The organism is Hyphobacterium sp. CCMP332, from assembly GCA_014323545.1.
GTDB lineage: Bacteria > Bacteroidota > Bacteroidia > Cytophagales > CCMP332 > CCMP332.
Genome location: CP058647.1, coordinates 1,493,983 through 1,519,007, shown reverse-complemented (window position 1 = coordinate 1,519,007; position 25,025 = coordinate 1,493,983). Strand labels below are relative to the sequence as shown.

Annotated in this window: 27 protein-coding genes; 16 read left to right on the top strand and 11 right to left on the bottom strand. The window is 37.7% G+C overall.

From position 1 onward, the window contains the following. Window positions 1-10: 10 nt before the first annotated feature. The 3 genes from HZR84_06705 to HZR84_06695 are packed head-to-tail and all read left to right on the top strand — an operon-like array spanning window position 11 to window position 3,312. A complete protein-coding gene (locus HZR84_06705; protein ID QNL21638.1) occupies window positions 11-1,213 on the top strand; it encodes a hypothetical protein in 1,203 nt (400 codons plus the stop codon). Between the two features lie 15 nt (window positions 1,214-1,228). Continuing rightward, entirely contained in the window at window positions 1,229-2,425 is a 1,197-nt protein-coding gene (locus HZR84_06700; GenBank protein ID QNL21637.1) for a hypothetical protein, read from the top strand. A gap of 38 nt (window positions 2,426-2,463) precedes the next feature. Next, on the top strand, window positions 2,464-3,312 hold the full coding sequence (locus tag HZR84_06695) for a hypothetical protein (protein ID QNL21636.1): 849 nt from the start codon (window positions 2,464-2,466) through the stop codon (window positions 3,310-3,312). Here the strand turns inward: HZR84_06695 and HZR84_06690 are convergent. The 6 genes from HZR84_06690 to HZR84_06665 all read right to left on the bottom strand — a co-directional run bounded on the left by HZR84_06690 (window position 3,303) and on the right by HZR84_06665 (window position 8,057). Beyond that, window positions 3,303-4,625 carry a peptidoglycan DD-metalloendopeptidase family protein gene (locus HZR84_06690; protein QNL21635.1) on the bottom strand — a complete coding sequence of 441 codons (1,323 nt, stop codon included), beginning with the start codon at window positions 4,623-4,625 and terminating at the stop codon, window positions 3,303-3,305. The two genes, HZR84_06695 and HZR84_06690, sit on opposite strands and share 10 nt — an antisense overlap. 76 nt (window positions 4,626-4,701) lie before the next feature. Beyond that, window positions 4,702-5,352, bottom strand: a complete 651-nt coding sequence (locus HZR84_06685) for a hypothetical protein (GenBank protein ID QNL21634.1) — start codon at window positions 5,350-5,352, stop codon at window positions 4,702-4,704. Window positions 5,353-5,361: 9 nt separating this feature from the next. Continuing rightward, entirely contained in the window at window positions 5,362-5,886 is a 525-nt protein-coding gene (locus tag HZR84_06680) for a hypothetical protein (protein QNL21633.1), read from the bottom strand. 5 nt (window positions 5,887-5,891) lie between these two features. Next, window positions 5,892-7,001: a hypothetical protein gene (locus tag HZR84_06675; protein ID QNL21632.1), complete on the bottom strand. Its 1,110-nt coding sequence runs from the start codon at window positions 6,999-7,001 to the stop codon at window positions 5,892-5,894. After that, on the bottom strand, window positions 6,982-7,509 hold the full coding sequence (locus HZR84_06670) for a hypothetical protein (GenBank protein QNL21631.1): 528 nt from the start codon (window positions 7,507-7,509) through the stop codon (window positions 6,982-6,984). The genes HZR84_06675 and HZR84_06670 overlap by 20 nt, the downstream gene beginning before the upstream one ends. Then, a complete protein-coding gene (locus tag HZR84_06665; GenBank protein QNL21630.1) occupies window positions 7,506-8,057 on the bottom strand; it encodes a sigma-70 family RNA polymerase sigma factor in 552 nt (183 codons plus the stop codon). The genes HZR84_06670 and HZR84_06665 overlap by 4 nt, the downstream gene beginning before the upstream one ends. A 189-nt stretch (window positions 8,058-8,246) precedes the next feature. Here HZR84_06665 and HZR84_06660 point away from each other — a divergent pair, with 189 nt between their 5' ends. From HZR84_06660 to HZR84_06650, 3 genes are read left to right on the top strand one after another with little or no spacing between them, the layout of a single operon-like run. Beyond that, window positions 8,247-9,098 carry an SPFH domain-containing protein gene (locus tag HZR84_06660; protein QNL21629.1) on the top strand — a complete coding sequence of 284 codons (852 nt, stop codon included), beginning with the start codon at window positions 8,247-8,249 and terminating at the stop codon, window positions 9,096-9,098. A 2-nt stretch (window positions 9,099-9,100) separates the two neighbouring features. Beyond that, window positions 9,101-9,595, top strand: coding sequence for a hypothetical protein (locus HZR84_06655; GenBank protein ID QNL21628.1), 495 nt, complete (start codon window positions 9,101-9,103; stop codon window positions 9,593-9,595). Between the two features lies 1 nt (window position 9,596). After that, window positions 9,597-9,746, top strand: coding sequence for an Arc family DNA binding domain-containing protein (locus HZR84_06650; GenBank protein ID QNL21627.1), 150 nt, complete (start codon window positions 9,597-9,599; stop codon window positions 9,744-9,746). 71 nt (window positions 9,747-9,817) lie between these two features. Here the strand turns inward: HZR84_06650 and HZR84_06645 are convergent, their stop codons facing one another. The 3 genes from HZR84_06645 to HZR84_06635 are packed head-to-tail and all read right to left on the bottom strand — an operon-like array spanning window position 9,818 to window position 13,345. Next, window positions 9,818-10,642, bottom strand: coding sequence for a DUF4625 domain-containing protein (locus tag HZR84_06645; protein QNL21626.1), 825 nt, complete (start codon window positions 10,640-10,642; stop codon window positions 9,818-9,820). A gap of 11 nt (window positions 10,643-10,653) precedes the next feature. Continuing rightward, entirely contained in the window at window positions 10,654-13,020 is a 2,367-nt protein-coding gene (locus HZR84_06640) for a TonB-dependent receptor (GenBank protein ID QNL21625.1), read from the bottom strand. A gap of 55 nt (window positions 13,021-13,075) precedes the next feature. Beyond that, a complete protein-coding gene (locus HZR84_06635; protein QNL21624.1) occupies window positions 13,076-13,345 on the bottom strand; it encodes a hypothetical protein in 270 nt (89 codons plus the stop codon). A gap of 202 nt (window positions 13,346-13,547) precedes the next feature. Between HZR84_06635 and HZR84_06630 the strand changes: the two genes are divergently transcribed. Next, window positions 13,548-15,593, top strand: coding sequence for a S9 family peptidase (locus HZR84_06630; protein QNL21623.1), 2,046 nt, complete (start codon window positions 13,548-13,550; stop codon window positions 15,591-15,593). Window positions 15,594-16,034: 441 nt separating this feature from the next. Here the strand turns inward: HZR84_06630 and HZR84_06625 are convergent, their stop codons facing one another. Continuing rightward, window positions 16,035-17,819, bottom strand: coding sequence for an ABC transporter ATP-binding protein (locus HZR84_06625; protein QNL21622.1), 1,785 nt, complete (start codon window positions 17,817-17,819; stop codon window positions 16,035-16,037). A 128-nt stretch (window positions 17,820-17,947) separates the two neighbouring features. On the opposite strand from HZR84_06625, the gene HZR84_06620 reads away from it, so the two are divergent. The 9 genes from HZR84_06620 (at window position 17,948) to HZR84_06580 (ending at window position 24,408) form a co-directional block, all read left to right on the top strand. After that, on the top strand, window positions 17,948-19,048 hold the full coding sequence (locus HZR84_06620; GenBank protein ID QNL21621.1) for a Glu/Leu/Phe/Val dehydrogenase: 1,101 nt from the start codon (window positions 17,948-17,950) through the stop codon (window positions 19,046-19,048). 38 nt (window positions 19,049-19,086) lie between these two features. Beyond that, window positions 19,087-20,250 carry a transcription antitermination factor NusB gene (gene nusB, locus HZR84_06615; GenBank protein ID QNL21620.1) on the top strand — a complete coding sequence of 388 codons (1,164 nt, stop codon included), beginning with the start codon at window positions 19,087-19,089 and terminating at the stop codon, window positions 20,248-20,250. A gap of 10 nt (window positions 20,251-20,260) precedes the next feature. Continuing rightward, window positions 20,261-20,563: a YtxH domain-containing protein gene (locus HZR84_06610; protein ID QNL21619.1), complete on the top strand. Its 303-nt coding sequence runs from the start codon at window positions 20,261-20,263 to the stop codon at window positions 20,561-20,563. Between the two features lie 14 nt (window positions 20,564-20,577). Then, window positions 20,578-21,069 carry a DUF1573 domain-containing protein gene (locus tag HZR84_06605; protein QNL21618.1) on the top strand — a complete coding sequence of 164 codons (492 nt, stop codon included), beginning with the start codon at window positions 20,578-20,580 and terminating at the stop codon, window positions 21,067-21,069. Continuing rightward, window positions 21,069-21,392, top strand: coding sequence for a preprotein translocase subunit YajC (gene yajC, locus HZR84_06600; GenBank protein ID QNL21617.1), 324 nt, complete (start codon window positions 21,069-21,071; stop codon window positions 21,390-21,392). The genes HZR84_06605 and yajC overlap by 1 nt, the downstream gene beginning before the upstream one ends. Next, window positions 21,392-22,363: a hypothetical protein gene (locus tag HZR84_06595; GenBank protein ID QNL21616.1), complete on the top strand. Its 972-nt coding sequence runs from the start codon at window positions 21,392-21,394 to the stop codon at window positions 22,361-22,363. The genes yajC and HZR84_06595 overlap by 1 nt, the downstream gene beginning before the upstream one ends. After that, a complete protein-coding gene (locus tag HZR84_06590; protein ID QNL21615.1) occupies window positions 22,363-22,953 on the top strand; it encodes a dephospho-CoA kinase in 591 nt (196 codons plus the stop codon). The genes HZR84_06595 and HZR84_06590 overlap by 1 nt, the downstream gene beginning before the upstream one ends. Window positions 22,954-23,039: 86 nt before the next feature. Continuing rightward, window positions 23,040-23,843: an N-acetylmuramic acid 6-phosphate etherase gene (gene murQ, locus HZR84_06585; protein QNL21614.1), complete on the top strand. Its 804-nt coding sequence runs from the start codon at window positions 23,040-23,042 to the stop codon at window positions 23,841-23,843. After that, window positions 23,836-24,408 (top strand): hypothetical protein, encoded by a 573-nt coding sequence (locus HZR84_06580; GenBank protein QNL21613.1) that lies wholly within the window; start codon window positions 23,836-23,838, stop codon window positions 24,406-24,408. Before murQ ends, HZR84_06580 begins: the two co-directional genes overlap by 8 nt. Here HZR84_06580 and HZR84_06575 read toward each other — a convergent pair. Further along, a complete protein-coding gene (locus HZR84_06575) occupies window positions 24,385-24,990 on the bottom strand; it encodes a SprT-like domain-containing protein (protein ID QNL21612.1) in 606 nt (201 codons plus the stop codon). The two genes, HZR84_06580 and HZR84_06575, sit on opposite strands and share 24 nt — an antisense overlap. Window positions 24,991-25,025: the final 35 nt, after the last annotated feature.

Sequence of the window (25,025 nt, the reverse complement as noted above, 5' to 3'; positions counted from 1 at the left end):
TTTTTATGCTATGAGAAATTTTCCAATTAAACTTTTTGCTTTAATTGCCCTTCTTTTTATAGCTTGTTCCGATGATAACAGTGGTCCTTCAGGTCCTGTCAGTTTAGTACCCACTCTAAATATAATTTTGACAGATAGTACGGTATCTTACAGTGATACAGTTAAATTAGGTAGTCATTTCAATATCGCATTTTCAGGTAGAAAAGGTGATTTTGAATTGATTTCATGGTCATTGTCATTAAATGAATCATTATTACCTGACTTTATAGATGTACCAGTGAGCGACCCCTCAAATTTTACCGAAGTAATTAGCGACATTGAAACACCGCCAACTGTAGGGAATTATTTATACACCATTAGTCTAAAAGACAAAAACAATATAGTTGTTGAGAATAGTGTGTTGATCGTTGTAGAAGAAGATAATTCAATTCCAATTGGTCCTGTAGTTAGTTTGATCGCTACGGACTCCACTATTTCTTCTGATTTTACTCTTAATACAGGCACTACCTTTGGTATTTTAGTGTCTGCTTCTAAAGGAAATAGGGATATGCAAACATGGTCAATTCTAAGAAATGGTATTTCACTTTCTGCTTTTGATGAACTTGATGTCCCTGATGAATATAATTTTACAATTCCTATTACAAATATAAAAGTGCCTAATAACGCGGGAGTTTACCAATTCACATTTCAAGTAAAAAGTTTTGATGGAGTTATGGGTTCTGTATCTTGGTTAATCACTGCCGAGGCCCCAAACAGTTTCATAGAATTCAATAATATTCAATTAGGAGCCCAGTCTAGCACTTCATTTGGAAGTTTCCTTAAAATCGATGATGGAACGGTATATTTCCTATCCGAAGCCAATTCTTCTAATGGTGCAGATGTAGATCTTTTCTACTACAATGGAGCAACTAATGGTCCTACTTTGTTCAGCCCAACTGATCCTGATGCTGGTTCTTTTTTCGGTGGTGCTGTAGGTGCATGGTCAACTCAAAATGACACCAAAATAGAAAAGTCTTCTTCTTTAGATTTTGACAATGCCACGCCTAATGATGTTGCTACTGCAAGCGTTTCAGGAACAAAAGCCAATCAATTGGCTGCTGATGATGTATTCGTTTTTGAAACTGAAGCAGGTATCAAAAGAATGGGTAAAGTGATCTCATTTGCCACAGGAAATGATGGTAGTATTACATTCGACCTTAAAGTGGTTTACTAATTTTATTTTAATGCTATGATGATAAGACAAATTTTCCTTTTTTTTAGCCTGGTACTCATAATTTTCGCTTGTTCCGATGACGATAGCCCCTCCGGAAATATGGCCAACAGCAACCCAAGTATTAGCCTCCTTATTACCGACTCGACCATTTATGGAAAAGATACATTAATGGGTGGTGCGAGTTTTGATATTCTTTTTTCAGCAAGCAAAGGAAAGTCAGTACTGGCTTCCTGGTCGCTCAGTTTGGATAACAATATAATCGACAATTATTCAAATGTCCCGGTATCCGATTTTAACAATTTCACTGAATCCGTTAAAAATATTGAAGTTCCTTTTTCTGCCGGCGATTACAATTACATCCTGAGTATAAAAGACATTGATGGGGTTTCTGTTGAAACAAGCTGGACGATTACAGTTTTGGAAGATGTCATTCCGGATAATGCTGACTTAAGCTTAAATATCACGGATTCTACGGTGTATATGGACACAATTTTAGCCATAGGAACCACTTTTGATATTTCCATTACAGCAACAAAAGGGTTTTACAAATTAGATACTTGGTCAATATTAAACGATGGCCTGGCCTTGAATGGCTTTAATGAAAATGACGTTCCCAATGATTCATTTTTTACCGCACATATTTCCGGCGTACCCGTTCCAAATATTGAAGGTGATTATAGTTATTCATTTCAGATCAGTGATGAAAAAGGTACAATTGTAAACGTAGATTGGCAGGTCACAGCAGCAGATATCCCTGTTTTTACAGAATACAAAGGAATTACTCTCGGAGCCCAAAGCAATTCCAATATTGGTGGGTTTTTTCTAGCAAGACAAGTACAGGTATCGACTTTATCAGAAGCCAATGCCTCCAATGGTGAAGCTGTAGAAATCTTCTATTATAATGGTGCAACCAATGGACCTACATTGTTTAGCCCGGTTGACCCGGATACCGATGGTCTTTTTGGAGGCGCTCTGAACAACTGGTTTATCAGGTTTAACACAAAAATTCAAAAAAGCGCAAAAGACTATTCAACAATTACAGCCCAGGAGATAGATGAAAGTTTGGTTTCAGGAACAAAAGCCAATCAATTGGCGGTAGGAGATGTGGTGCTTATTGAAACAGCCCTGGGCTTAAAAGCGATATTGATAATTAGAAACCTTGTAACGGGGAATAACGGTAGTATCGAATTTGATATTAAGATAGTAGATTAAATTCATATATAATCAATTTAAAATTCAATGATTAAAATTTGAAAAATTTAATTGTGTTCATATCATTTTCATTTGTATTTTATTCTTGCAAAGACACAAATGATATGGACCTCGGTCCCAATATTCGTCTTGATTCAAGTCCAGACCAGGAATATTTTGTAAAAGATGACAGTATTTTTTTTCAGCTTACCTTAAGCGCAATCAATGGCCTCAATACGCTTGAAGTAGATCACGTTACTGGAAATTTTCCCGTTCTTAGGATAGGTGAGACTACCTTTAAAAATGCCAGCAGCCAGTTTATAGGTTTTTATTATGTAATAGACAGCACAGAGAATTCGGGCGATACGGCAATCTTGTCTTTTAGAATACTTGACAATAACCTTTTGTCGGATGAGGCCATGTACGAATACAAAGTAGCCGAAAAAATTGACACGGTCACAAGCATATTTGGAGATCAGAACAATTCTAATTTTGGCAATTGTATTTCTCTCGAAGATTTGAAAGTTTATACGATTCAGGAAGCCTTACAAAACCCTGAAATGATAGATTTTATTCTGTATCGTGATTCTATTTTGAGTTGGGCCCTATTAAGCCCGAATGTTGGTTCCGGCAACGATAGCCTGATTGCTGAACTGTCCTCCTTTTCAACAAGAAAAAACACCAGGTTTGATCGCGGAATATTTAGCGAGAGTTTTAGTACCCTTAATAATGACGGGCCACTTGTAGCGATCGACAGTATCCCAACAAGACGTTACATTGATTCCATAAGTAGTATTAGTACCTTTTATTTTTTAAGTGAAGAAAATAAAAGAGGTCTTATACAGTTGAGAAACTTTAGCGATACGCTGGGTAATTTTGGCACCTTAGAAATAAAGGTTCAGAGATAGGGTCTGAATGATGACTGCATGCTTATTTGGGCATCCGTGCTATCCCAAATAATGATATCTTCTTTAGGATATTCTAACTTATTGAGTTGCTTTTTATACTTTTTTTGAATCTTTTTAAATGACTCCATATTTGATTCCGCAACGGGTTTTGATGGGGGTATTTTTTGTCTGAATGGATCGACCTGATGTCCGTTTTTCCAAAATCGGAAACAACAATGTGGCCCTGTAGCCAGACCAGTACTGCCCACATATCCGATCACATCACCCTGCCTAACTGTTTTGCCCGGTTTAATACCCGATTTGATCTTGTACATGTGTAAATACTGAGTGGAATACACACTGTTGTGGCGGATTTTAACATAATTACCATTGTATTTTTTGTAACGGGCTTCCGCTATTACACCATCTCCAACGGCATATATGGGAGTGCCCTGTGGTGCAGCATAATCGGTTCCCAAATGAGCCTTATATCTTTTCTGTACCGGGTGATATCGCCTCATGGTGTACTTTGAACTAATTCTAGAATACTTTAATGGAGCTTTCAAAAATGCCTTTCTCAGGCTTTCGCCATTGTCATCAAAATAGTCGTGCTCTGCGTCCTGGTGAAAATAATAAGCGCTGAAATTATCGTTAAAATGTTCAAATTGTGCGGCCAGAATTTTGTGGAGACCTACAGATTCACCGTCCACAAATAATTCATCGTAAATGACTTTAAACTTGTCGTTTTTCTGGATTCGAAAGAAATCAATTTGCCATGCATACATTTCGGCAAGGGCATTTACCAATTGAATATTGCCCCCATTTTCCAAAATGGTCATATAAAGCGAATTGTAAATCACACCGGTAAAGCTTTTTCGAATGGTGTCTACCGGTTTTTTCGATTCGTAAATAGTAATGGAATCCCTTAAATCAAATACCACGTATTCAATTGGGTTTTTCTCATAAATCATAAATTTTGCTGATGCACCCGAGTCTCTATCGCATAGGAGCGTATATGGATTGCCGGTTTTAATTTTCCGGACATCAAATATTTTTCTTGACTTTCTGGCCAACTGATCTATGGTTTTATAGTCAACGTTTCTGGGATTGAGTATTTCAGATAAATTTTGATTTCGTTTGACCTTGTCTTTTTTAACTTCAAAAGAATCGATCTGAATTCCATATAAATATTGCGGCTCGGGCACCTGTTCGGCTATAATTTCTTCTTCTATAGTACCAGAAAGCTCTTTTTTTGGTGCTTTATTACAGGCATTTATAAAAAGGAAGGTTAAAACCAGTATGGAAAACTGAATGAATGGTTTACGATAGTTCATTGGAAGCCAGGACCTAATTACATGCAAAATAAAGTCAAAAGCATGAATTCTACTAATTCATGCTTATTTTGATCAATTAATCAAATTTTCCAAACTTCATAGATACATTCGCTGTCCAGCCCGAAAGATCACTGTCTTGTAAGTTTTGGAGATCTGTTCCATAGATATAACGATAGCCTCCTCCCAGACCGAGTTTGAAAAATCTCGCCATATTAATTTCAATATTCAAACCGGGTTCAGCCACAAAGAAGGCCGAACTTTCAATACTCGGCTTAAGCGTAAAGTCATTGTCGGAAATTGTAATGTTATCATCGGTAAGGTCTACTCCACCTGCACCGATCAGCACCGGTATATCGATATGAATCAGACTATTGGGACTTACGGTATAGCCAAAAAGAAGACCGCCATAGCCAAAACCCGACATGTCAATTCTAATATCCCGATTGGGGTCATTTTCAGGTAATCTGGCATCAATGCCATTGAACTTTTCCCTGGTTGACAGGCCATAACCCGCAACGCCAATATAGGCATGTTCATTAAAGATTACGGCCGCCTGCCCTCCTAAAAGAAGATTTATTTCATCATTTACAGGGCTGACTTTTAAATCAAAAGCGCCATAGGCACCACTCAGCCTTCCATTTCCAAAAAGCGTTTGCATTTCACCATCCTGTGCTCTCACTACATCGGTAAGAATCAGGGCAATCAATAAAACAATGTAATTTTTCATATTATTTTTTTAAAATATGTATTTAGCCGAAACTCCAAAATCAAAAACCCTCGAACGTAAATAGCGCATTCCAACCAACTCAAGGGCCGGTTTAATATCCAATGCAAAAGCCATCGGAACCGAATAAATATGATATTCGATTCCAACAATGGCATCTACACCCATTGTGAAAAATGTTTTTCTTCTTATATCGAGCAGGCGATATTGGTATTGACCCGATGAATCTGACCTCAACAACACAGGTTCGGATTGCAGATAGCCTATATGTCCTCCAAATCCGTAATAACCATAAAAATTATCTCCCAGACTGAAGGCCATGGGTTTGTGTTTTTCATAAAGAGCTGTCAATTGAATGCCTCTTTCGCGTCCGCTCATCATGATTTCAAATGCCTCAAGATTGGAAAACATCTTCTTATAAGTGAGGGCTGTGGTGCCCCCCAAACGCAAGCCTGCCATGCTTTCGATATTTTGAGCGTGGCCAACATTAAATGTTGAAAGGATTATTGTGGTGCTTATGACAATGAGGTATTTCATAAATTTTACTTTTCAAATATGTTTAAAGATCCTCCCTGATTATCGATATTGATCTGGACAGGATTTTCTCCTTCCACCTGACCTGAAATTCTAATGTATTTGTTTTTCGAGTCGGTATAATACTTGTTCAGGGATTTCCAGTTGAGAGGAATTTCAAGATTGTCTTCTTTTGCTATAAGGTCGATATTATAAGCTTTTTCCGGGTTCAGCCATAGTTTCATATCGGTAGCTTTAGAATTAATATTGATCAATCGGGCATCATCATTTAAGGATTCAATATTCACATCTGAATAATTGGTACTTCCAACGATTTCCTCTTTTAAGTCGCCGATATTGATGGTGCTAAAGGTCGCTTCTCCACTGAGTGAGCTTATATGACGCAAAAAGTATTTATCATTTCTCGCATTAATTTTTAAGCGTTCCACTTCATTGATATTAATGGTGGACGAAGAGGAGCTAATATCGAGCTTTTCTGCTTTGGCGATGGTAATATCAGCAATCTGCAGTTTCAAATAAGCCAATTTGACATTTTGAATGCTGGCATTTCCGAATTTAAGATCGAGGTTCAACTGCCCGCTTTGATTGCTAATTTTTACATCACCCTGGGATAAAACAATTTTACTTCTGCCGGAGTATTCATTGATGTATATGTCACCGAATTTGTTTTCGATATACATATTGGATTTCTCAGGAAGGTATATTTCAAAATCAATATTGAGATTGTTTTTATTAATGAGGACCTTTGAATAATCGCCCAGGCTATTCCAGAATTCCTTAAACGATCCTGACTGTCGATCAAAAATAGTCTCGAACTTCAAAAATCTTCCCGAATTGGTATGGTCAAAACTCACACGTTCCAGAAGTTTGTCTACGGCTTCGTCGCTTTTGCCGTAGGCAGTGATTTTGATTTTAAATTTTACCGAATCTTTGTTCCAGGTATTGACAATTATATCGCCGTATTTATTGCTGAGATCCACCTGAACATTTGGAGATACCTTATAAGACCGCACGTATCGCTTTGAGAGTTCAATATCTTCGCTCGGTTTGGCGATGGCCCATTGAAAGACAGCAATGAGCACAAATAGGATTGATGGTTTAAGATTCAATCTTTTCATTTTCATTTTGCTCTAGCTCTCTTTGAATATGTTCAAGTATTTCTAGTTTAATCCGATAATTTTTAATCATCGCATTAATCACCTCTTCATTATCAATATTGTCGCGAAGATCGTTTTCCAGTTCTAATAACACATCATCCAATGCCTCCAGATCTTCGAATATTTGCGGATCAATTTCTTCTCTGTAAAAATTGATTTGCTCCATTTTTGCATCGATCAAACTTGAATAGTAGCCTTCAGCCTCTGCCAATTCGGGTGAAAAGGAATACATATCTCTGAATTGTTTTTTATTTTGGCTGATCGGCCGGACGATTAAAAGCCAGGCCAGACCAAAAAACACAAGCATAATTGCAGCAATGCGCCATACATCCCTCCTCCAGAAATTGTCTTTCTTTTGTTGTTTCTGAACTCTGGATGAAATATTTAGCCAAAGGCCATCGAGCGAATCATTATCTAATTCAAACTCTTCCCGATTATTATCGACGTATTTTTTTAATTCATCCTTCATATCGCTCCGGATTCAATTAAGTCTCTAATTTTCTTTTTCGCCTTTGAATACTGGGCCTTTGAGGTTGACTCGCTGATTTCCAGTATTTCGGCGATTTCCTTGTGGTCATAACCTTCAAAAAGATAAAGGTTCAAAACCGTCTTGCAGCCTTCGCTGATTTTATCGATAGCTTTTAAAATATTCTGAGCTCCCTGTTTGAGGTAATCGGGGTCATGGCCCTCATCTGCCTGTGCAAGTTCCGTTTGATCATTGATTTCTTCGAAATACAATTTCTTTTTGTTGAGGGCATTAAGACAATGATTGATGACGATCCGTTTTAGCCAGGCACCGAAGGTAGAATTTCTGTTAAAACTGCTCAGTTTGGTAAATGCAGACACAAAAGCATCCTGAAGCACATCCCTGGCTTCATCATCATTTCCCATCATACGTCTGCAAATGTTATACATGGCTTTTGAATACAACTTATACAATTCGAACTGAGCCTTGCGATCTCCTTCTATACATTGATCCACCAAATACAGATGTACGCTATGCTGGCTCGATTCCAATTCCGGTTGCTAATTCATGGGAAAGACAATGTAAAAATGAGAAGGTTGCTGCTGATTATAAAAATATATTATTGAAGCGTGATTAAATCGGTTTGAAAGGTAAATCTATAGGCAAAACCTTTTTCTTGACAATTTCGTAAGTATAATATATATTTGATATCAAAATAATATCATTTTAAATTTTTGATTATGAATGAAAAAGTAGTAAAACCGGTATCAGGGTATCCGATGGTGATTCTTTGTGCCATAATAATATTAGGTTCGATAGGAGGACTGATTGCATTAAAAATGCCTTGGCTTTTGTTTTTAACGGCATTGGGAGCTTTTCTTATTATAGGATTTATGATTGTCAATCCCAATGAATCCAAAGTGCTGGTGCTTTTTGGAGACTATATGGGAACGGTTAAGGCCAATGGCTTTTTTTGGGTTAATCCTTTTTATATCAAAAGAAAAATTTCACTGCGCGCCAGAAACTTTGATTCCGAAAAAGTTAAAGTCAACGATAAGCTGGGCAACCCGATTTTAATAAGCATTATTCTTGTATGGCAAGTGAAAGAGACATTTAAAGCTGCATTTGAAGTTGATGATTATGCCAATTTCGTAAGAGTGCAATCGGATGCTGCAGTAAGAAAACTGGCGGGCTCTTACCCTTATGATAATTTTGACGATGAGGAAAAAGAAATCACTTTGCGTTCCGGTCTGGAAGAGGTTAATCACGCTTTAGAAGAGGAATTAAAGGAGCGATTAAATATAGCGGGAATCCATGTCATAGAAGCGCGAATCGGTTATTTGGCCTATGCTTCTGAAATTGCAGGTGCCATGCTCCGAAGACAACAGGCAACGGCCATAGTTGCTGCAAGATTGAAAATTGTAGAGGGCGCTGTGGGAATGGTGGATATTGCACTTGAAGAACTCAGTAAGAAAGAAATTATCGATTTGGATGAAGAAAAAAAGGCTGCTATGGTGAGCAATCTGATGGTTGTATTATGCGCTGATAAAGATGTGAGCCCGGTCGTGAATTCAGGTACACTATATCATTAATTATGCAGGCATTTTATAAGGAAGAGAGTAAACTTGGTCAGGGATTTATCTGGATTTTTATACTTTTTGGTTTTGTACCCTCTATTGCCGGCTATTATTATATGTCTGTAAATGATGATTTTAACACTGAATTGCCCTATTATATTCAAATAATAATGTGGTTTATTCTTATCCTTGTTTTTGTAGTTATGTTAAATGTAAAGTTGGAATTCGAAATTCGCGAAGGCAAAATCAGATACAAAATGTTTCCTTTCAATCTAAAATGGCAGGAGGTGAATCCTTCAGATGTTGTGAACTGGTCGGTGCGAAAAATTAATCCAATTTTTTATGCAGGTGGCTGGGGATATCGAAGGCGTTTATTTCAAAAGAAAAAAGCCATGATTACACGAGGCAATATGGGGCTAGAACTCAAAATGAAAAATGGCAAGACTTTATTTCTCAGTTCGACAAAACCAAATGAACTGGAAATAGAAATGCAAAAATTAATGGAGGCATAAAATGGCCAAGAAGAAAGCATTTGTATTAAGGCTGGACCCCGAAACCTTCAAAGCGCTTGAAAAATGGGCCGCCGATGAATTTCGAAGCACCAATGGTCAGATTGAATTTATCATTGATAAAGCTTTGAAAGATTCAAAAAGGAAGAAATAGTAAATTGACCAAAAAAAAGCCCCTTTTGTTAAAAGAGGCCTTAATCCATTTTGTCTCGCTAGAATCACTTATTATTCAATGTGAATCTCAAATTTCTCAATCATCGTATTGCCATCGGAATCACCTGAAACAAATTTGATATAATAATTACCGTCTTCCATGTCAGCAGGAATTGTCAATTGACCGGCTTCTGCAAGATCAAATGAAAGGACATTGTCTCCAAAATCATCTTTATCAAACAATAAAATGGCTTCTTCGCCTGTTTTTCCATGGTCGTGGTCGTCGTGCCCTTCCTCTTCCATGTAAATCTCAAAACTTTTAATTCCAGTATCATCGGTAAGTGTACCTTCCATAGTAAAAGTCATTCCTTTATCCATATGCTCTGTATTTGCCAGATCAGGACTAATTAGCTCCAATTGTGGTTCTGTACCATTTGACAATATAAAAATCACTTCAGCAAAATCGGCACTATTACCCGCGGCATCTGTGGCATTGATGATACAGTGATACTCACCCGCAGTAGCCTCAGAAGGAATTTCTCCCAAATCAACTTCAATTTCCTGCATTGTTCCACCAGTATTTCCGGAGAGAATTATTGAATAATTTGCGAATACTTTTCCATGCCCATGGCCATCAAAAGCATCGTGGATATCAATTTTCCAGCTCCCCAGTTCTCTGTTGTCCATCAGCTGAAAATGCACTTCGCCTTCTTCACCTGCCATGACTTTTTCATCATCACCTGATCCAATTTTACCTCCGGGATCATGATTTTCTACATGTACATCCGAGATTATAGGTTTTGATGTATCCTGTGGTTCTGAATCATCATCACCGCATGCTGTAATTAAAAATACAGTCATTACTGCAATTAATATTGATTTTATTAAATGTTTCATTTTTGTTCTATTTAAAAATTGTATAATAAGTTTATAATTATGTCTCTTCCCTGTTCAGGCAGATTAAGTAATCTGTACCTGCTCAGGTGATTAAAATATTTTCTGTCAAAAAGATTGCGTACCTGCGTATAAAGACTAATCGAATTTTTGCCAATCTTTCGATTGATGTTGGCCGAAAGTCCAAATAGCTGAAATCCGGGTGTTGGCATTTCATTTCTGTCCACATTGTTTTGATCAAAGTAATTCTTCACATTTCCACCGATTGAAAAGCTTGTTTTTTGCCATTTCCAATCGTAATCCATACCCAGATGAATGGAAGGTGGTGGCGTAAAAGGCAATGGAATTTCTGTATCTAAATTGTATTTGTATACATATTCAGTACCGAGTTCCACATGCCAATGACTTACGAAATGATAGTCGGCCAGAACTTCAAATCCAGTAATAAGCGCGTTATTCTGTTTATATTGAAAAGTCTGTCCGGCCTCGGGAAGTAATACCAAATTCCCGGTCTGATCGGTGTAGCCAAAACTACTGGTCGGACTGAGATAGATATAATCTCTGAAATAATTCAGATAAGGACTAAAAGAAAACTGTATGGTTTTTTTATTGTAAACAATTCCCAAATCAGCCTGATAGCCTATTTCTGAATTCAGATCCTTATTGCCTAGTTCATGTCGAAAAGTTCCGTGATGAACACCATTGATCGATAATTCCGCAGCCGTTGGAATTCTGAAGCTTCTCCCAAGATTAACTTTCAGATTCAAATCGGGATCCGGAAACCAGGAGAAACCGGCTGATGCAGAATAGTTAAAAAAGGATTTGTCAATTTCAGGATTTCTCTGGCTGTAATAATCTACACTCTCAGCGTTGATCCAAACAGGAGAAAAGAACTCTTCTATTTTTATTTCTCCATAGTCTAATCTTAAACCACCACTTAAAATAAATGATGGAGAAAGCTCGTATTGACGCATTGCATAAATTCCGGTTTGAAGCGCTGTGAATGGTGATAACAAATGCTCATAACCCGACTCTTTATTTAGCTGATATTGAGCCGAAATGCCATAAACGTCTTTTGTTTTTCCATTCACCCTTCTGCGCAGTCTGGAATTAAATGTGAAAGTTTGCAGATTCAGATTTAAAGCAAGATTACCTTCGGGAACTGGTCCTACGCCATGGGCATGAGGAAGTGTACGTTCCTCCCGATGGTTGTTTTGATATCCCATTTGTGTTTCAAGCCAGTTATTGCCCAATTTCACCAATGAATTCAAAACAATCTTATCATGGACCGTTTGTTGCCGCGGCAAATCTATATTTCTGATATCACCATCATCATTAAGATCATAGGCTCTGGGAATACCGACCGCACCGGCAAATAAGCCTGCTTTCTGATCAAAACGGGTATAAGTAATATTTGCAGAACCCCAGGATTTTCTCAAACCAAGAGTCAAGGCAGAATTTCTTTCTCTACCCGCCGTGTTTTTCAGTCTTTCATTTTCGATATTAAGACGGTAGGTATTGTAAACAAATTCTGATGCCGGCACTCTATAATCCGCAAAATCCAATGTTGAAAAACGAGCTCTTGCATAAATCGAATTTTTGGCTCCTTCTACCATAAATGATGTTCCATAAGCCGCATTATTGCTTCGGTACAAACCTCTTATTTCACCGGTTACTTCTCCTGAAGCGGGTATTCTATTGGGTAAAATGTTGATAGCTCCACCCAATGCATCTGAGCCATACATTAAGGTGGCAGGCCCTTTAACAATTTCCACTCTTCCAACATTAAATTGATCGATTTCCAGCCCGTGATCCGAACCCCATTGTTGGCCCTCCTGCTTTATTCCGTTGTCATTGACCAATACACGGTTGAAACTCATTCCTCTTATTACAGGTTTGGCAATACCTACGCCCGTATTAATCGCCGAAATGCCCGGAATTTCTTCCAAAGAATTAACAAATGAGCCACCACCGGATTTGATTAAACGCTCCTTATTCACATTCTGAATACTCTGTGAGGCATCAGCAACATCACTATTCATAAAGCTGGATTCCACTACTACCTCGTCAAGTTCTTTATAGGCTTCCTTAAGCTCTATTTTGAGATATAAACTTTCATTGAGGTCTATATCCAGAATCTGCTCTTGGAAACCGATGAAATTGACATGCAAATGATAATAGCCCGGTTTTAAGTTATTAAAACTGAAACGTCCTGCATTATCACTTGCGATATTGATATCGGGTTCGTGAAGATGAAGTAAAGCACCGGGCAGAGCTTCGCCATCCGAGGACTGAACCAGCCCTTCCAATGTCAAAGTCTGTGCATACAGCCAATGAGAATACAATAACATCAAGGCCAAAAAAGCCTTATGTCTAAGCATAACAAAATGGAATAAATTGAAAAATCGCCTTTAAAAAGGCCGGAACTAAAGCGGTTTAAGAAATGGTAGGGGGGCCGCGGTTGTTTAGTTGAAAATAAGATTCGGATAATTCTTGAACATGGTCAAAAGCGTATATGTCATTTACGAACAGAAGTACTTCAAATGTTAAGGGTAAATTTATATCGAATTGAAAAGTAGCATGAATTTCACAAATGCTACAATGTTCACTATAGCTCTGATCGTGCTCGCCATCGTGACTGCATTGATGACTTAAAACTTCCAAGGAATGCTCATGCAATTGAAAAAATCCACCTTGTGCAACCATTATTAGGCCGCAGAAAAAAATGGAGATTACATGCCGAATTGCCTTATTCATCAAATCAAAAGTACTGTTTAGCGATATCTTAAACAATAAATCGACAGAAACGTTCACCTTCCGGGCTAAATCATGTTATAATTTAAAACAACTCTTACTTTTGTCAATTATTGAATAGCTCAATTTTCAAAGTGTTTAACCCTAAAATGTTATGAGAAAACTTCAATCGATAATTTTATTTCTATTAATTACTCATTTTGCTTTTGCACAGGACAGGCTAAATCCCGAATTACTTTGGGAAATGGACAGGGTCTATGGTGTGGAAGTTTCTCCGGATCAGAAATCAATGATTTACAGTTCCAGATCTTATGACCTCGCGGCAGACAAAGGCAAAACAGTGATTTACATATACGATTTTACCTCAGGATCCAGATCCAAAATAATCGATGGAGGCGATGTCAGTATTTCCAATGCCATCTGGCGCCCTGACGGTAAAAAAATAGGCTTTATAAAGTCTGGAGTGGTGTTTGAAGCAAATCCAGATGGGAGTTCTGAAAAGCAAATTACATTTTTTGACGCAGCCGTTTCGAACTTTGCCTATGCCCCGGATTTAAAACATATTTCCTTTTCCAAGGAAGTCAAACTCGGCAAGACACTGGTTGAAAAGTACCCGGATGTACCCAGATCGGAAGCCATGATTTTTGATAATCTGATGTACAGACACTGGACTGTTTGGCAGGATGAGTATTTTTCTCATGTTCATTTTGCCCCTTATTCGGATAGTATTTCGAATTCCAGCATGGTTGATATAATGCCGGGAGAAAAATGGGATACTCCGATGCCACCTTTTGGTGGAGCGGAAGAAATCACCTGGTCACCGGATGGTAAGAATATCGTTTACGTGAGTAAAAAATTAATCGGTAAAGATTGGGCCGTAAGTACCAATAGCGATTTGTATCAATACAATCTCGCCTCAGCTAAAACTAAAAACCTAACTGAAGGAATGATGGGTTATGATAAGAGCCCAAAATTTTCAAAAGACGGTAAAAAACTGGCCTGGTTGTCGATGGCAAGAGACGGTTACGAGTCCGACCAGAATGTGGTTTATACCATGGACGTTTCGACGGGCAATAAGGTGGCTTTGACTAAGAAAATGGATGAAACGGTCGATGATTTCATATGGTCTGATGATGGCAAAACAATCTATTTTTTAGCTCCTATAAATGCAACCTATCAATATTTTGAATTGCAGGTACCAGCCAGTTTAGGCAAAAGCGAGATTTCAAAAGAAGCCATTCGTCAAATCACCAATGGGGATCACAATTACAGAAGTCTGGCTCTCGCAGGAAAAAATCTTGTGGGGATTAAGCAAACGATGTCTATGGCGAGTGAGGTTTATCAGGCTGAGATAAAATCCGGAAAAGACAAGGCACTGACCATGGCCAATATGGATATATATGAGCGTATAAAAATGGGGAAAGTTGAAAAACGCTTTGTTAAAACCAGCGATGGAAAAGACATGTTGACCTGGGTGATTTATCCGCCTGATTTTGACCCCAAAAAGAAATACCCGGCCTTATTGTACTGCCAGGGGGGACCTCAAAGTCCTGTCAGTCAGTTTTTCTCATTTCGATGGAATTTTCAATTAATGGCTGCCAATGATTATATAATCGTAGCCCCCAACCGGAGAGGTCTGCCTTCATTCGGTACGGAGTGGAACGAGCAAATCAGTGGAGACTGGGGCGGACAGGCCATGAAAGACTACCTTGCAGCTATTGACGATGTGGCAAAAGAAGATTATGTCGATGAAAACAGATTGGGAGCAATAGGAGCCAGCTACGGTGGTTATTCTGTATATTATCTGGCAGGGATTCACGAAGATCGCTTTAAAACCTTCATTTCACATTGTGGATTGTTCAATTTGGAATCATGGTATGCTAGTACTGAGGAAATGTTTTTTGCCAATTGGGACATCGGCGGCCCCTACTGGCAGGATGAGTTCAAAGAAGAGTACAAAAAACATTCACCTCATAGATATGTAGAAAACTGGAATACGCCTATAATGGTTATTCACGGTGCTCTGGATTTCAGGGTTCCGCTGAATCAGGGAATGGAAGCTTTTCAGGTGGCTCAACTCAAAGGAATTCCAAGCAAATTTTTATATTTTCCTGATGAAGGTCACTGGGTTCTCAAACCACAAAACGGACTGGTCTGGCACAGAGAATTTTTCTCATGGCTGGATAAGTGGTTGAAATAATTAAAGCGATAAGGCCTCGAATTTTCGGGGCTTTATTCTTTTAAAAATAATAATGTTCTTATTTGTTTTGGTTCAAAAAAATTAAAGAATATTGACCGAAAGGCAATCCGAAATCAAATTCTAGTATTAAGCCCGGACTCCCGATAAAAAGCAAATGAAAAATATACTTAACAGGTATTTCATTATCAAAGGTTGTGAAAAATCAATGCAATGTTTTAAATAATTTGATCGGCAGAAAGTTGTGTAGGTATTTGAAAAATATAAGAAATCAATAGTTTCATTACATGAAAAAGTTTTGTTAATAAGCGATAAAAATTACGAAATTCCACTGTTGTACTTTTGTATCATCGTGTAATTCAAAAGGATGATTACAAACTCATAAAATTAATTGCTAATATCTATGGTAAGGTTGTAAAGAGCCCTCTTTTATAAGAGGGTTTTTTATTCTACTTCTTCTCCTTCCAGCTGTTTATTATATAAATCCTTGTAAGGGCCATCGTTTTGCATAAGTTCTTCGTGGCTTCCTTCCTCAATGATTTGGCCATCGTCGAGTACCAGAATTTTATCTGCCAATTTTACTGAAGACACACGATGAGAAATGATGAGCGTAGTGATATTGTGAGAAACCTTACTTAAACTTTCCAGAATGGCATTTTCAGTTTTTGTGTCTACGGCAGAAAGACAATCATCCAGAATCAATATTTTCGGTTTTCGAATTAATGCCCTCGCAATCGAAGTTCTTTGTTTTTGCCCTCCTGAAAGGGTAATTCCTCTTTCACCTAATCGCGTATCAAATCCTTGAGGGAAATCCTTAATATTATCAAACAGATCGGCATCTCTGGCTGCTTCTTCTATCAGCTCCGGTTTTTCATTGACCGATCCAAATGCAATATTTTTTGAAATGCTGTCGCTAAATAAAAACACATCCTGAGGCACATAACCCATTTGATTGCGGAGATGTGTAAGATCCAGTTTTTTGATATCGGTATCGTCAATTTTTACCTCTCCATCAATGGGGTCGTACATGCGGGTAAGCAAGTTGGCGATGGTTGATTTTCCAGAGCCTGTATGGCCGACTATGGCAATCGTTTCACCCGATTTAGCTTTAAAGCTGATGTTTTTTAGAGCCCGAATTCCGGAATCAGGGTAGGTGAAACTAACATTGTTAAATTCAATTTCCCCCTCAATTTTTTTGGAATCATCATCTCCCGAAATAATATCTGTTTTCGTTTCGAGGAATTGATTAATTCTTCTTTGAGATGCATCTGCTCTTTGAATGATTGAACTGATCCAACCCAATGAAGTTACCGGCCAAACAAGGTAATTGACGTACATTACAAATTCTCCGATATTGCCTACCGTAATGCTTCCTCTTGCCACCTCCAATCCACCAATATAAATAGTAAAGATGGTACTCAAGCCAATCAAAGCCATGATCAGTGGAAAGAACAAAGCATTTACAAAAGCGAGATCGAGAGAACGTGTTTTATAGTCATTGCTTTCTCTGGTAAAATTATTGACTGAGTCTTTTTCCCTAACAAATGACTTTAAAACTCGAATTCCGGAAAAAGCCTCCTGGACATAAGTGGAGAGGTCGGAAAGTTTCTGTTGAATCATTTCCGATTTTTTATTGATAAGGTTATTGACAAAGTAAATACTGATAGACAGCACCGGTAAAGGGGCAAGCACATACAAGCTCAATCTTGAATTGATACTGAACATAACCGGAATACAGATCATAAAAAGAACGATCAAATTTAAGCCGTACATTATTGCAGGCCCGAGATACATTCTCACTTTACTGACATCTTCGGAAATACGCGACATCAGATCACCGGTATTATTTCTTCTATAAAAGGCGAGGGGGAGTGTTTGATAATGCCAGTAGATTTCATTTTTTAGGTCGAACTCAATTAATCGGGATACGACAATGATAGTTTGCCTGGTAAAAAAGAGGAAAATCCCTCTCAAAACTACCATCAGAAGTATGATGAGGCCGTAAAGCAATGCACTTGAAATAAAGCTGTCTTCAATTATATCGCGGACATCGGTGTCTTTATAATATTGAAGCAAATCATAGCTTTCGCTCATTAAATCCAGGGCATGCCGAACCAGGGAAGCCGGAATTATCTGTAGTATATTTGAAATAATGACAAATATTACCCCCAGGATAAGCCTAAGCCTGTATTTATATAGATATTTGTTGAGATATTGAAGTGCTTTCAATTCTTCTTAACCTTTTAAAATAATAGATTGTTCATTTGCCTGCTTAATTTTTAATTTAATCTCAATACGGTAATTTTGCAGCGGCAAATTAAAAAATTCAAATTACGATTAACATTAAGAATATTCCTATGTCAGATACAATAACGGCATCAAAAGATGAATTCTCTGTTTTTAATTCTATTACACAATACGAACACGAGCAATTGGTTTTTTGTAATGACCCACATACAGGATTAAAAGCAATTATCGGAATTCACAATACCGTACTCGGCCCGGCACTCGGTGGCACCAGAATGTGGGTTTATAAAAACGATAACGATGCCATAGTAGATGTGCTTCGATTATCAAGAGGGATGACATTTAAAGCGGCAATTTCCGGACTTAATCTTGGCGGTGGTAAGGCCGTGATCATAGGAGATTCCAAAACCATGAAAAACGAAGCGCTGCTTCGAAGATTTGGAAAGTTTGTAGATAGCCTGGGAGGAAAATACATAACGGCGGAAGATGTAGGAATGGGAGAGAAAGACATGGAATACATTGGTATGGAAACCGAACATGTTACAGGTCTTTCCGAAAACCTTGGCGGTGCGGGTGATCCATCACCAGTAACGGCATACGGTGTGTACATGGGCATGAAAGCCAGTGCAAAAAAAGCCTATGGCAAAGATAGCCTCGAAGGAAAAAAAGTATTGGTACAGGGTGCCGGCCACGTGGGCAGTTATTTGATCGACCATTTAATAAAAGACGGGGCAACAGTAATGATCTCAGATATTTTTGATGAAAAGATTGAAGAAGTCACCAAAAAATATCACAACCTCATAGTAGTAGACCCGGAATCAATTTTCGATCAGGAAATGGATATTTACGCACCTTGTGCATTGGGAGCCACCCTTAACGACGATACCATTGCCAAACTCAAATGTCAGATAGTAGCCGGGGCAGCAAATAATCAATTGGCGATTGAAGAAAGACATGGCGATATGTGTTTGGAAAAAGGGATAATTTATGCTCCGGATTTTTTAATCAATGCAGGGGGGCTTATGAATGTTTATGCCGAACTGATGGGATTTAGCAAGGCAAGCACCTTTGAAAAAGCAGAAAATATTTATGATACCACGCTATCAATTTTGAAGAAATCAGAAGATGAAGGTATCAATACTCAAAAAGCGGCACTGGCAATCGCCAAGAAGCGGATTGAAGAAGTCGGTAAAATCAAGCTAACTTTTTAAGGAAGAAAAAATAAGCTCTCCTTTTCGTTTATTTGCATATGCTTAACAGGCGAATTTTACGTTCCAAAGCCTTACAACTCGCTTATGGCTTTTATTCAAGTAGAAAAGCGAATCATCAAATGGCTCTTGATAGAATCAGGCTGCATTATGCCCCTGATTTAAACTCTCTTGAAGAACAGGATAAAGGAGAATTGAAAAAAAAGGAAAAGGAAGCAGCCGAGTTATTTAAAAGAAATGATTTTGAGGCTTCCGATAAAGACATGACCGAAGCTTTGTACGAGGCCAGGCATTTTTATGAAGAGCAGACAAAAAAAGATATCAATTCATATAGAAAACAGCTTACAAATCATGCTGAAAGCATTTTTGACCTATATCTAAAAGCACTTTTACTTTTGGTAAAGCTTTCTGATATGGTAAATATTGAAGCCATAGAAACGGTAAAAAATCGTCCGATGGCTCCAAAACCGGATGAAGAGACCTTAAAATTTTACAACAATAAGATCGTTGAGCTGATTAGGTCGGACAAAGACTTTCAAAAAGCCTGTGAAAAAAGAAAAATAAATTGGGGTGATGATCAGGATTTTATAGAAAGTCTTTTCAAAGAAGGCCTGAAGAAAAATAAGGAATACAAAAAATATATCGAACGCAATTCAAAAGACTTGCGTTTTGAAGATGAAATAGAAATTGCCAGAACGGTGCTCAATGAAATTGTTCTTAACCATCCTGCATCAATAGCACAATTTGAATCTATTGATATTTCATGGTTTCAGAATAAAAGCATTGTTAAAAGCATGCTGAAGTTTACACTTAAGTCAATTGATGAAAAAAGTGATAAATTTCCCTTTGCACCATTAGCTAAAAACTGGGAGGATGATAAATCCTTTTATGAGAAATTATTTAATTTGACAATTGAAAATGATGCGGAATATGAGGAATTGATAGCATCAAAGGCAAAAAACTGGGAATCTGAGCGAGTCAGTTTGATGGATAAAATCATCCTTAAACTCGCGATGTGTGAATTGGAACACTTTCCCAGTATTCCTGTTAAAGTAACAATCAATGAATTCATTGATTTGTCAAAACAATACAGTACGCCAAAAAGCAAAACTTTTGTAAATGGCATTTTGGATAAGGTCAAGCAGGAATGGCTTAAAAGTAAAAAAATTAAAAAATCCGGAAGAGGATTAATCGATAACAATTAATTAAAAAATTATGGCAAGAGGTAGTGGATTTTTTGCATTTCTGGTAGGTGCCGGCTTAGGTACCGCACTGGGTATATTGTTCGCACCGGATAAAGGTGAGAATACGAGAAAAAAATTAACGTATCAGTTGGATTCTTACAGAGAAAAACTCCGTAAAACAATCGATGAATTGGGAAAGGAAGAATTAAATATTGGTAAGTCGGAAGCCAAAGACAGATCGGCTAAAGTGGTATCAGATGCCAAAAACAAGGCTGAAAAACTTTTGGCTGATGTCGATCAACTGATTAATCAAATAAAAACCAAAGAATCATAAATAAATTAATAGAAATGAGAAAGTTAAGTGCAATATTGTTTTCTGCACTGGCATTGTTTTTTTATGCCTGTGATGATACACAAAATACTGATGGTTCAATTTCAGCCAACAGATTGATTGCTGTCCCTGAAACTGCAGATGAAAATGTGGATCCATCTGAAGTGGAAGTAGCAGTAATTACCTTTAATGAAAAAGAATTCAATTTCGGAGAAATCGAATCCGGTGAAGTTGTAGAGCATGTTTTTGCTTTTACCAATACAGGCGAGGCACCCCTTATTATTTCTAATGCCAAAGCCTCATGCGGATGTACTGTCCCCGATTGGCCTAAAGATCCCATTGAACCGGGAGCTGAAGGAAAAATAAAAGTGCGTTTTGATTCAAAAGGGAAATCAGGAGTTCAAAATAAAGTAGTAACAGTTACGGCCAATACTCAACCAAGTCAAACCGAAGTTTTGATCAAGGGTATGGTTAAATCACCAAAACCAAGCGCTGAACAGCCATCATAATGTCACAAAACCTATTTATATTTTTGCAAAGTTCCGGAGGAGGAAACTCCGGATTAATACAATTCCTGTTTTTTGGCGGAATAATATTGGTCTTTTATTTTTTTATGATCAGACCACAGCAAAAAAAGCAAAAAGACGCTAAAAAATTTCAGGAGGAAATTCGCAAAGGATCAAGCGTTGTAACCGTGGGAGGCATCCATGGTAAAGTATTTGAAGTTCTTGATCATGAAGTAATTCTTGATGTTGGGACCAATACTAAATTAAAAGTGGATAAAACAGCCCTTTCATTGGATGCAAGTAAAAGAATCACTGAAGGAAAATAATGGCGGAGTCCACTAGGTTTAAGGACTTTGGAGATTGGTTTTTAAAGCCATTTAAAAAAGAGAGCAAAAGCGTATGGCGCATTTTTGCTCTCTGTTTTTTTACGGCTACGGTTTTTTGGGTCTTTAATTCACTAAATAAATCCTATACTACAGTAATTAATTTTCCCTTAAATATTGTTTACGATGATGAAAATTTCATTCCTGTAAACGATTTGCCTAATTCTACTAAAATTGAAGTAAGCGGCTTTGGTTGGGATTTGTTGACCTGGTCATTTGGATTTGGTTTGGAACCTATGACCCTAATCCCGGATAACTACGAAAATAATTCCTTGAGCCTCAATAATTACAGAAATTCAATTTCCGAAAAACTTGGACAGGTAAAACTCAATAAGTTTATAAATGATTCTCTATATCTAGATTTTGACAGAAAAATAGAAAAAAAGCTTTCCTTGAGTGTTGACGAGTCGAGTTTGAAATTTGCGGAGGGCCACAGATTAAAAGACAGTATAATAATTGTTCCCGATTCGGTTAGTCTGACCGGACCTAAATCAATTTTAGAAAACTTAAGAGATAATTTTAAAATTAGTCTTCCCGATCGGGAAATTGCTGAAGATTTTGATGAGCAAATAGAACTTGATTTTATTTCAAACCCTCTTGTGAGTTTGACCAGGGAAACGGTGAATGTTTATTTCAAGGTGGAGAGAATCATCGATAAGCAAATGATTATTTCTATTGAAGGGATAAATTTTCCGAAGGGTGACTATAAAATTATTCCGGAAAGCATTGACTTTCGTTTCAAGGTAAGCGAGCAAAATTTTGAGGCCATTATGTTAGATAGCTTCATAGTGATAGCAGATTACAATAAATTGAACAGCCGGGATTCAAGCATTAAGCTGGAGTTAAAAAATATTCCGGAACTGTTGGAGGAAACGGTGCTTTCACAGGATTCTGTAATAATATCCCTTCAATAATGCTAAAAATTGGGATCACCGGTGGAATAGGTTCGGGCAAATCGACCATCTCCAGGGTATTTGCCACATTGGGAACAGGTATTTACGATGCAGATTCCAGAGCTAAATGGCTAATGTGCAATGATTCTGTCTTAAAATCTCAGATAATTGAAAATTTTGGAGAGCAATCCTATTCTTTCGATGGAGAATTAAATCGTGTTTATTTGGGATCTGTGGTATTTTCCAATCCCGAAAAGACGAAATTGATCAACGGGCTTGTTCATCCTCGGGTAGGTCTCGATTTTGAAACCTGGATTAAAAAACAATCGGGAAATTATATAATTAAAGAGGCCGCCTTACTGATTGATTCGGGTTCATACAAACAATTGGATAAAATTATCCTTGTAAAAGCTCCCGAAACACTCAGAATTCAGAGAGTACTGGAAAGGGATCCCCAGAGAAGTAAGGAAACCGTTCGTTCCATAATTGATAAACAGATGAGCGAAGAAGATATGGAGAAATACACTGATTATGTTATTGATAATTCCGGAAACAAAAGCATATTGAAGGACTTATTGCAATTGCATCAATCTTTTAGCCTTAAAAATTAATTTTAATTGATTTTATGCCTTTCGCTGATTAATACAGAAATTAGCAATGGGACTAAAAATATATTTTTAGCCCTAATTTTTTTACTATGAGCCTTACAGAAAAAGATTCTTATTACGATGACCTTGAAAATAAATCTCCTCTTGAGATTATCTCAATGATCAATACGGAAGATAAAAAGGTTGCCCATGAGGTTGAAAAGATTTTACCGGAAATTGAATCACTTTTAAAGGTTCTTATCCCAAAAATGAAATCCGGTGGAAGGCTGTTTTATATCGGTGCAGGAACAAGCGGAAGACTGGGAATTCTCGACGCTTCCGAATGCCCACCAACCTTTGGAGTAAGCGATGATATGGTAATAGGTCTGATTGCCGGTGGAGATTCTGCGATTCGAAAAGCGGTAGAATTTGCGGAAGACGACACCTCTCAGGCCTGGAAAGACCTTTCAGTATATAAAATCTCCAGCCTTGATGTTTTGATTGGAATCGCGGCTTCAGGGAAAACGCCTTATGTTTTGGGTGGCCTCAAGGAAGCTCAGGCAAATGGCATTTGTACTGCCTGCATTACATGTAATCCGGGATCAGAAGTTTCACTTTATTCTGACTTTCCAATCGAAATACCGGTAGGCCCGGAAGTAGTGACAGGTTCTACACGAATGAAATCGGGCACGGCTCAGAAAATGGTTCTGAATATGATAAGCACAGGAGCCATGATAGGTTTGGGTAGAATAAAAGGGAATAAAATGATCGATATGCAATTGGCCAACAACAAGCTATTGGAAAGAGGGAAAAAGATGATTATGAATGCATTAAACGTGCAGGAAACAGAAGCGGAAAAATTATTGGCAGAAAGCGGTTCTGTCAGAAGGGTTTTAGAAAAGTACAATGCATAATATAGAACCCCACTATAGATGGTTGTCGCTATACGACTCCTCCTTTGACCCATTATCACCATTTAATGGGAAGGAGTACAATTACGACCTTTATTCAGATACTATCTATGGTTATTACATTGATCCTGCCTGGGATTATATCGGATCAGATACTCTTTATATTAAAATCCTCTTTATTGATTATGAAAAAAATTATGCAATAATTGAATTTATCGGAGAATGGAATGATGCTATAGAAAATGATATTATGCAATTAAAACGAAATATCATTGACCATTTACTGCGCATGGAAATCAGTCATTTTATTCTAATTGGTGAAAACGTTTTCAATTTTCATGGATCGGATGACTGCTATTATGAAGAATGGTTTGATGAAGTAGATGAAGGCTGGATTGCTGCCATTAACTTTAGGGATTTCGTCTATCAGGAATGGAGCAATTACGGTATTGACACCTTCATCAATTTTGGAGGCAATTTAGAGATTGACAATTGGCGAACCATGCATCCAAACCAACTCTTTGAAAAAGTTGAATCTGATATTTCAAGAAGGTTGGGTGTCGCTTAAGTCAATCGCAGCAATCGAGGAAATGGTGTATTTACGCTTATCCGGAATGGAATAGCACAGATAACGCGTTCTTCGTTTCGGCCCTTTTGTATACCATTTTTTACCGATTTTAAATTCACAGCCTTCCCCAATATCTTTTAAGAATACCACATTTCCGTCATCCTGCATGGCATTGTATAAGTTGACATCGGCTGAAGTGCTTGCCTTTGGATTTTTCATATGTCTAATAACCTCTTTGTGTATACTTTCAGGAAATACATTCATTAGCACAAAGGGTTCAAGAAGTTGTTTGAACATTTCCTTCCAGGCTTTGCCATGAGGACTCTGTCTTCTTTTGTATGAAACCCTCACCCATTGATGGGCTATTTCATGGACAAGTGTAAAGAGAAACTGGTATTCGTTAAGACTTTTATTGACACTAATAAGATGTTCTTTGCTTTGAGGTAAATATCTGTAATCTCCACTCTTGGATTGTCTATGATTGCTCAGTCTTAGTTGGAAGGGATACTTTTCCCAATACGCTTTTATGATTTCAAAAGCGTTTTGAGGAATATAACTTTCTAGTTCTTGAGGTAAGTGCATAAAAAAACCACGCTTTCCACAATAATGCATCCGGC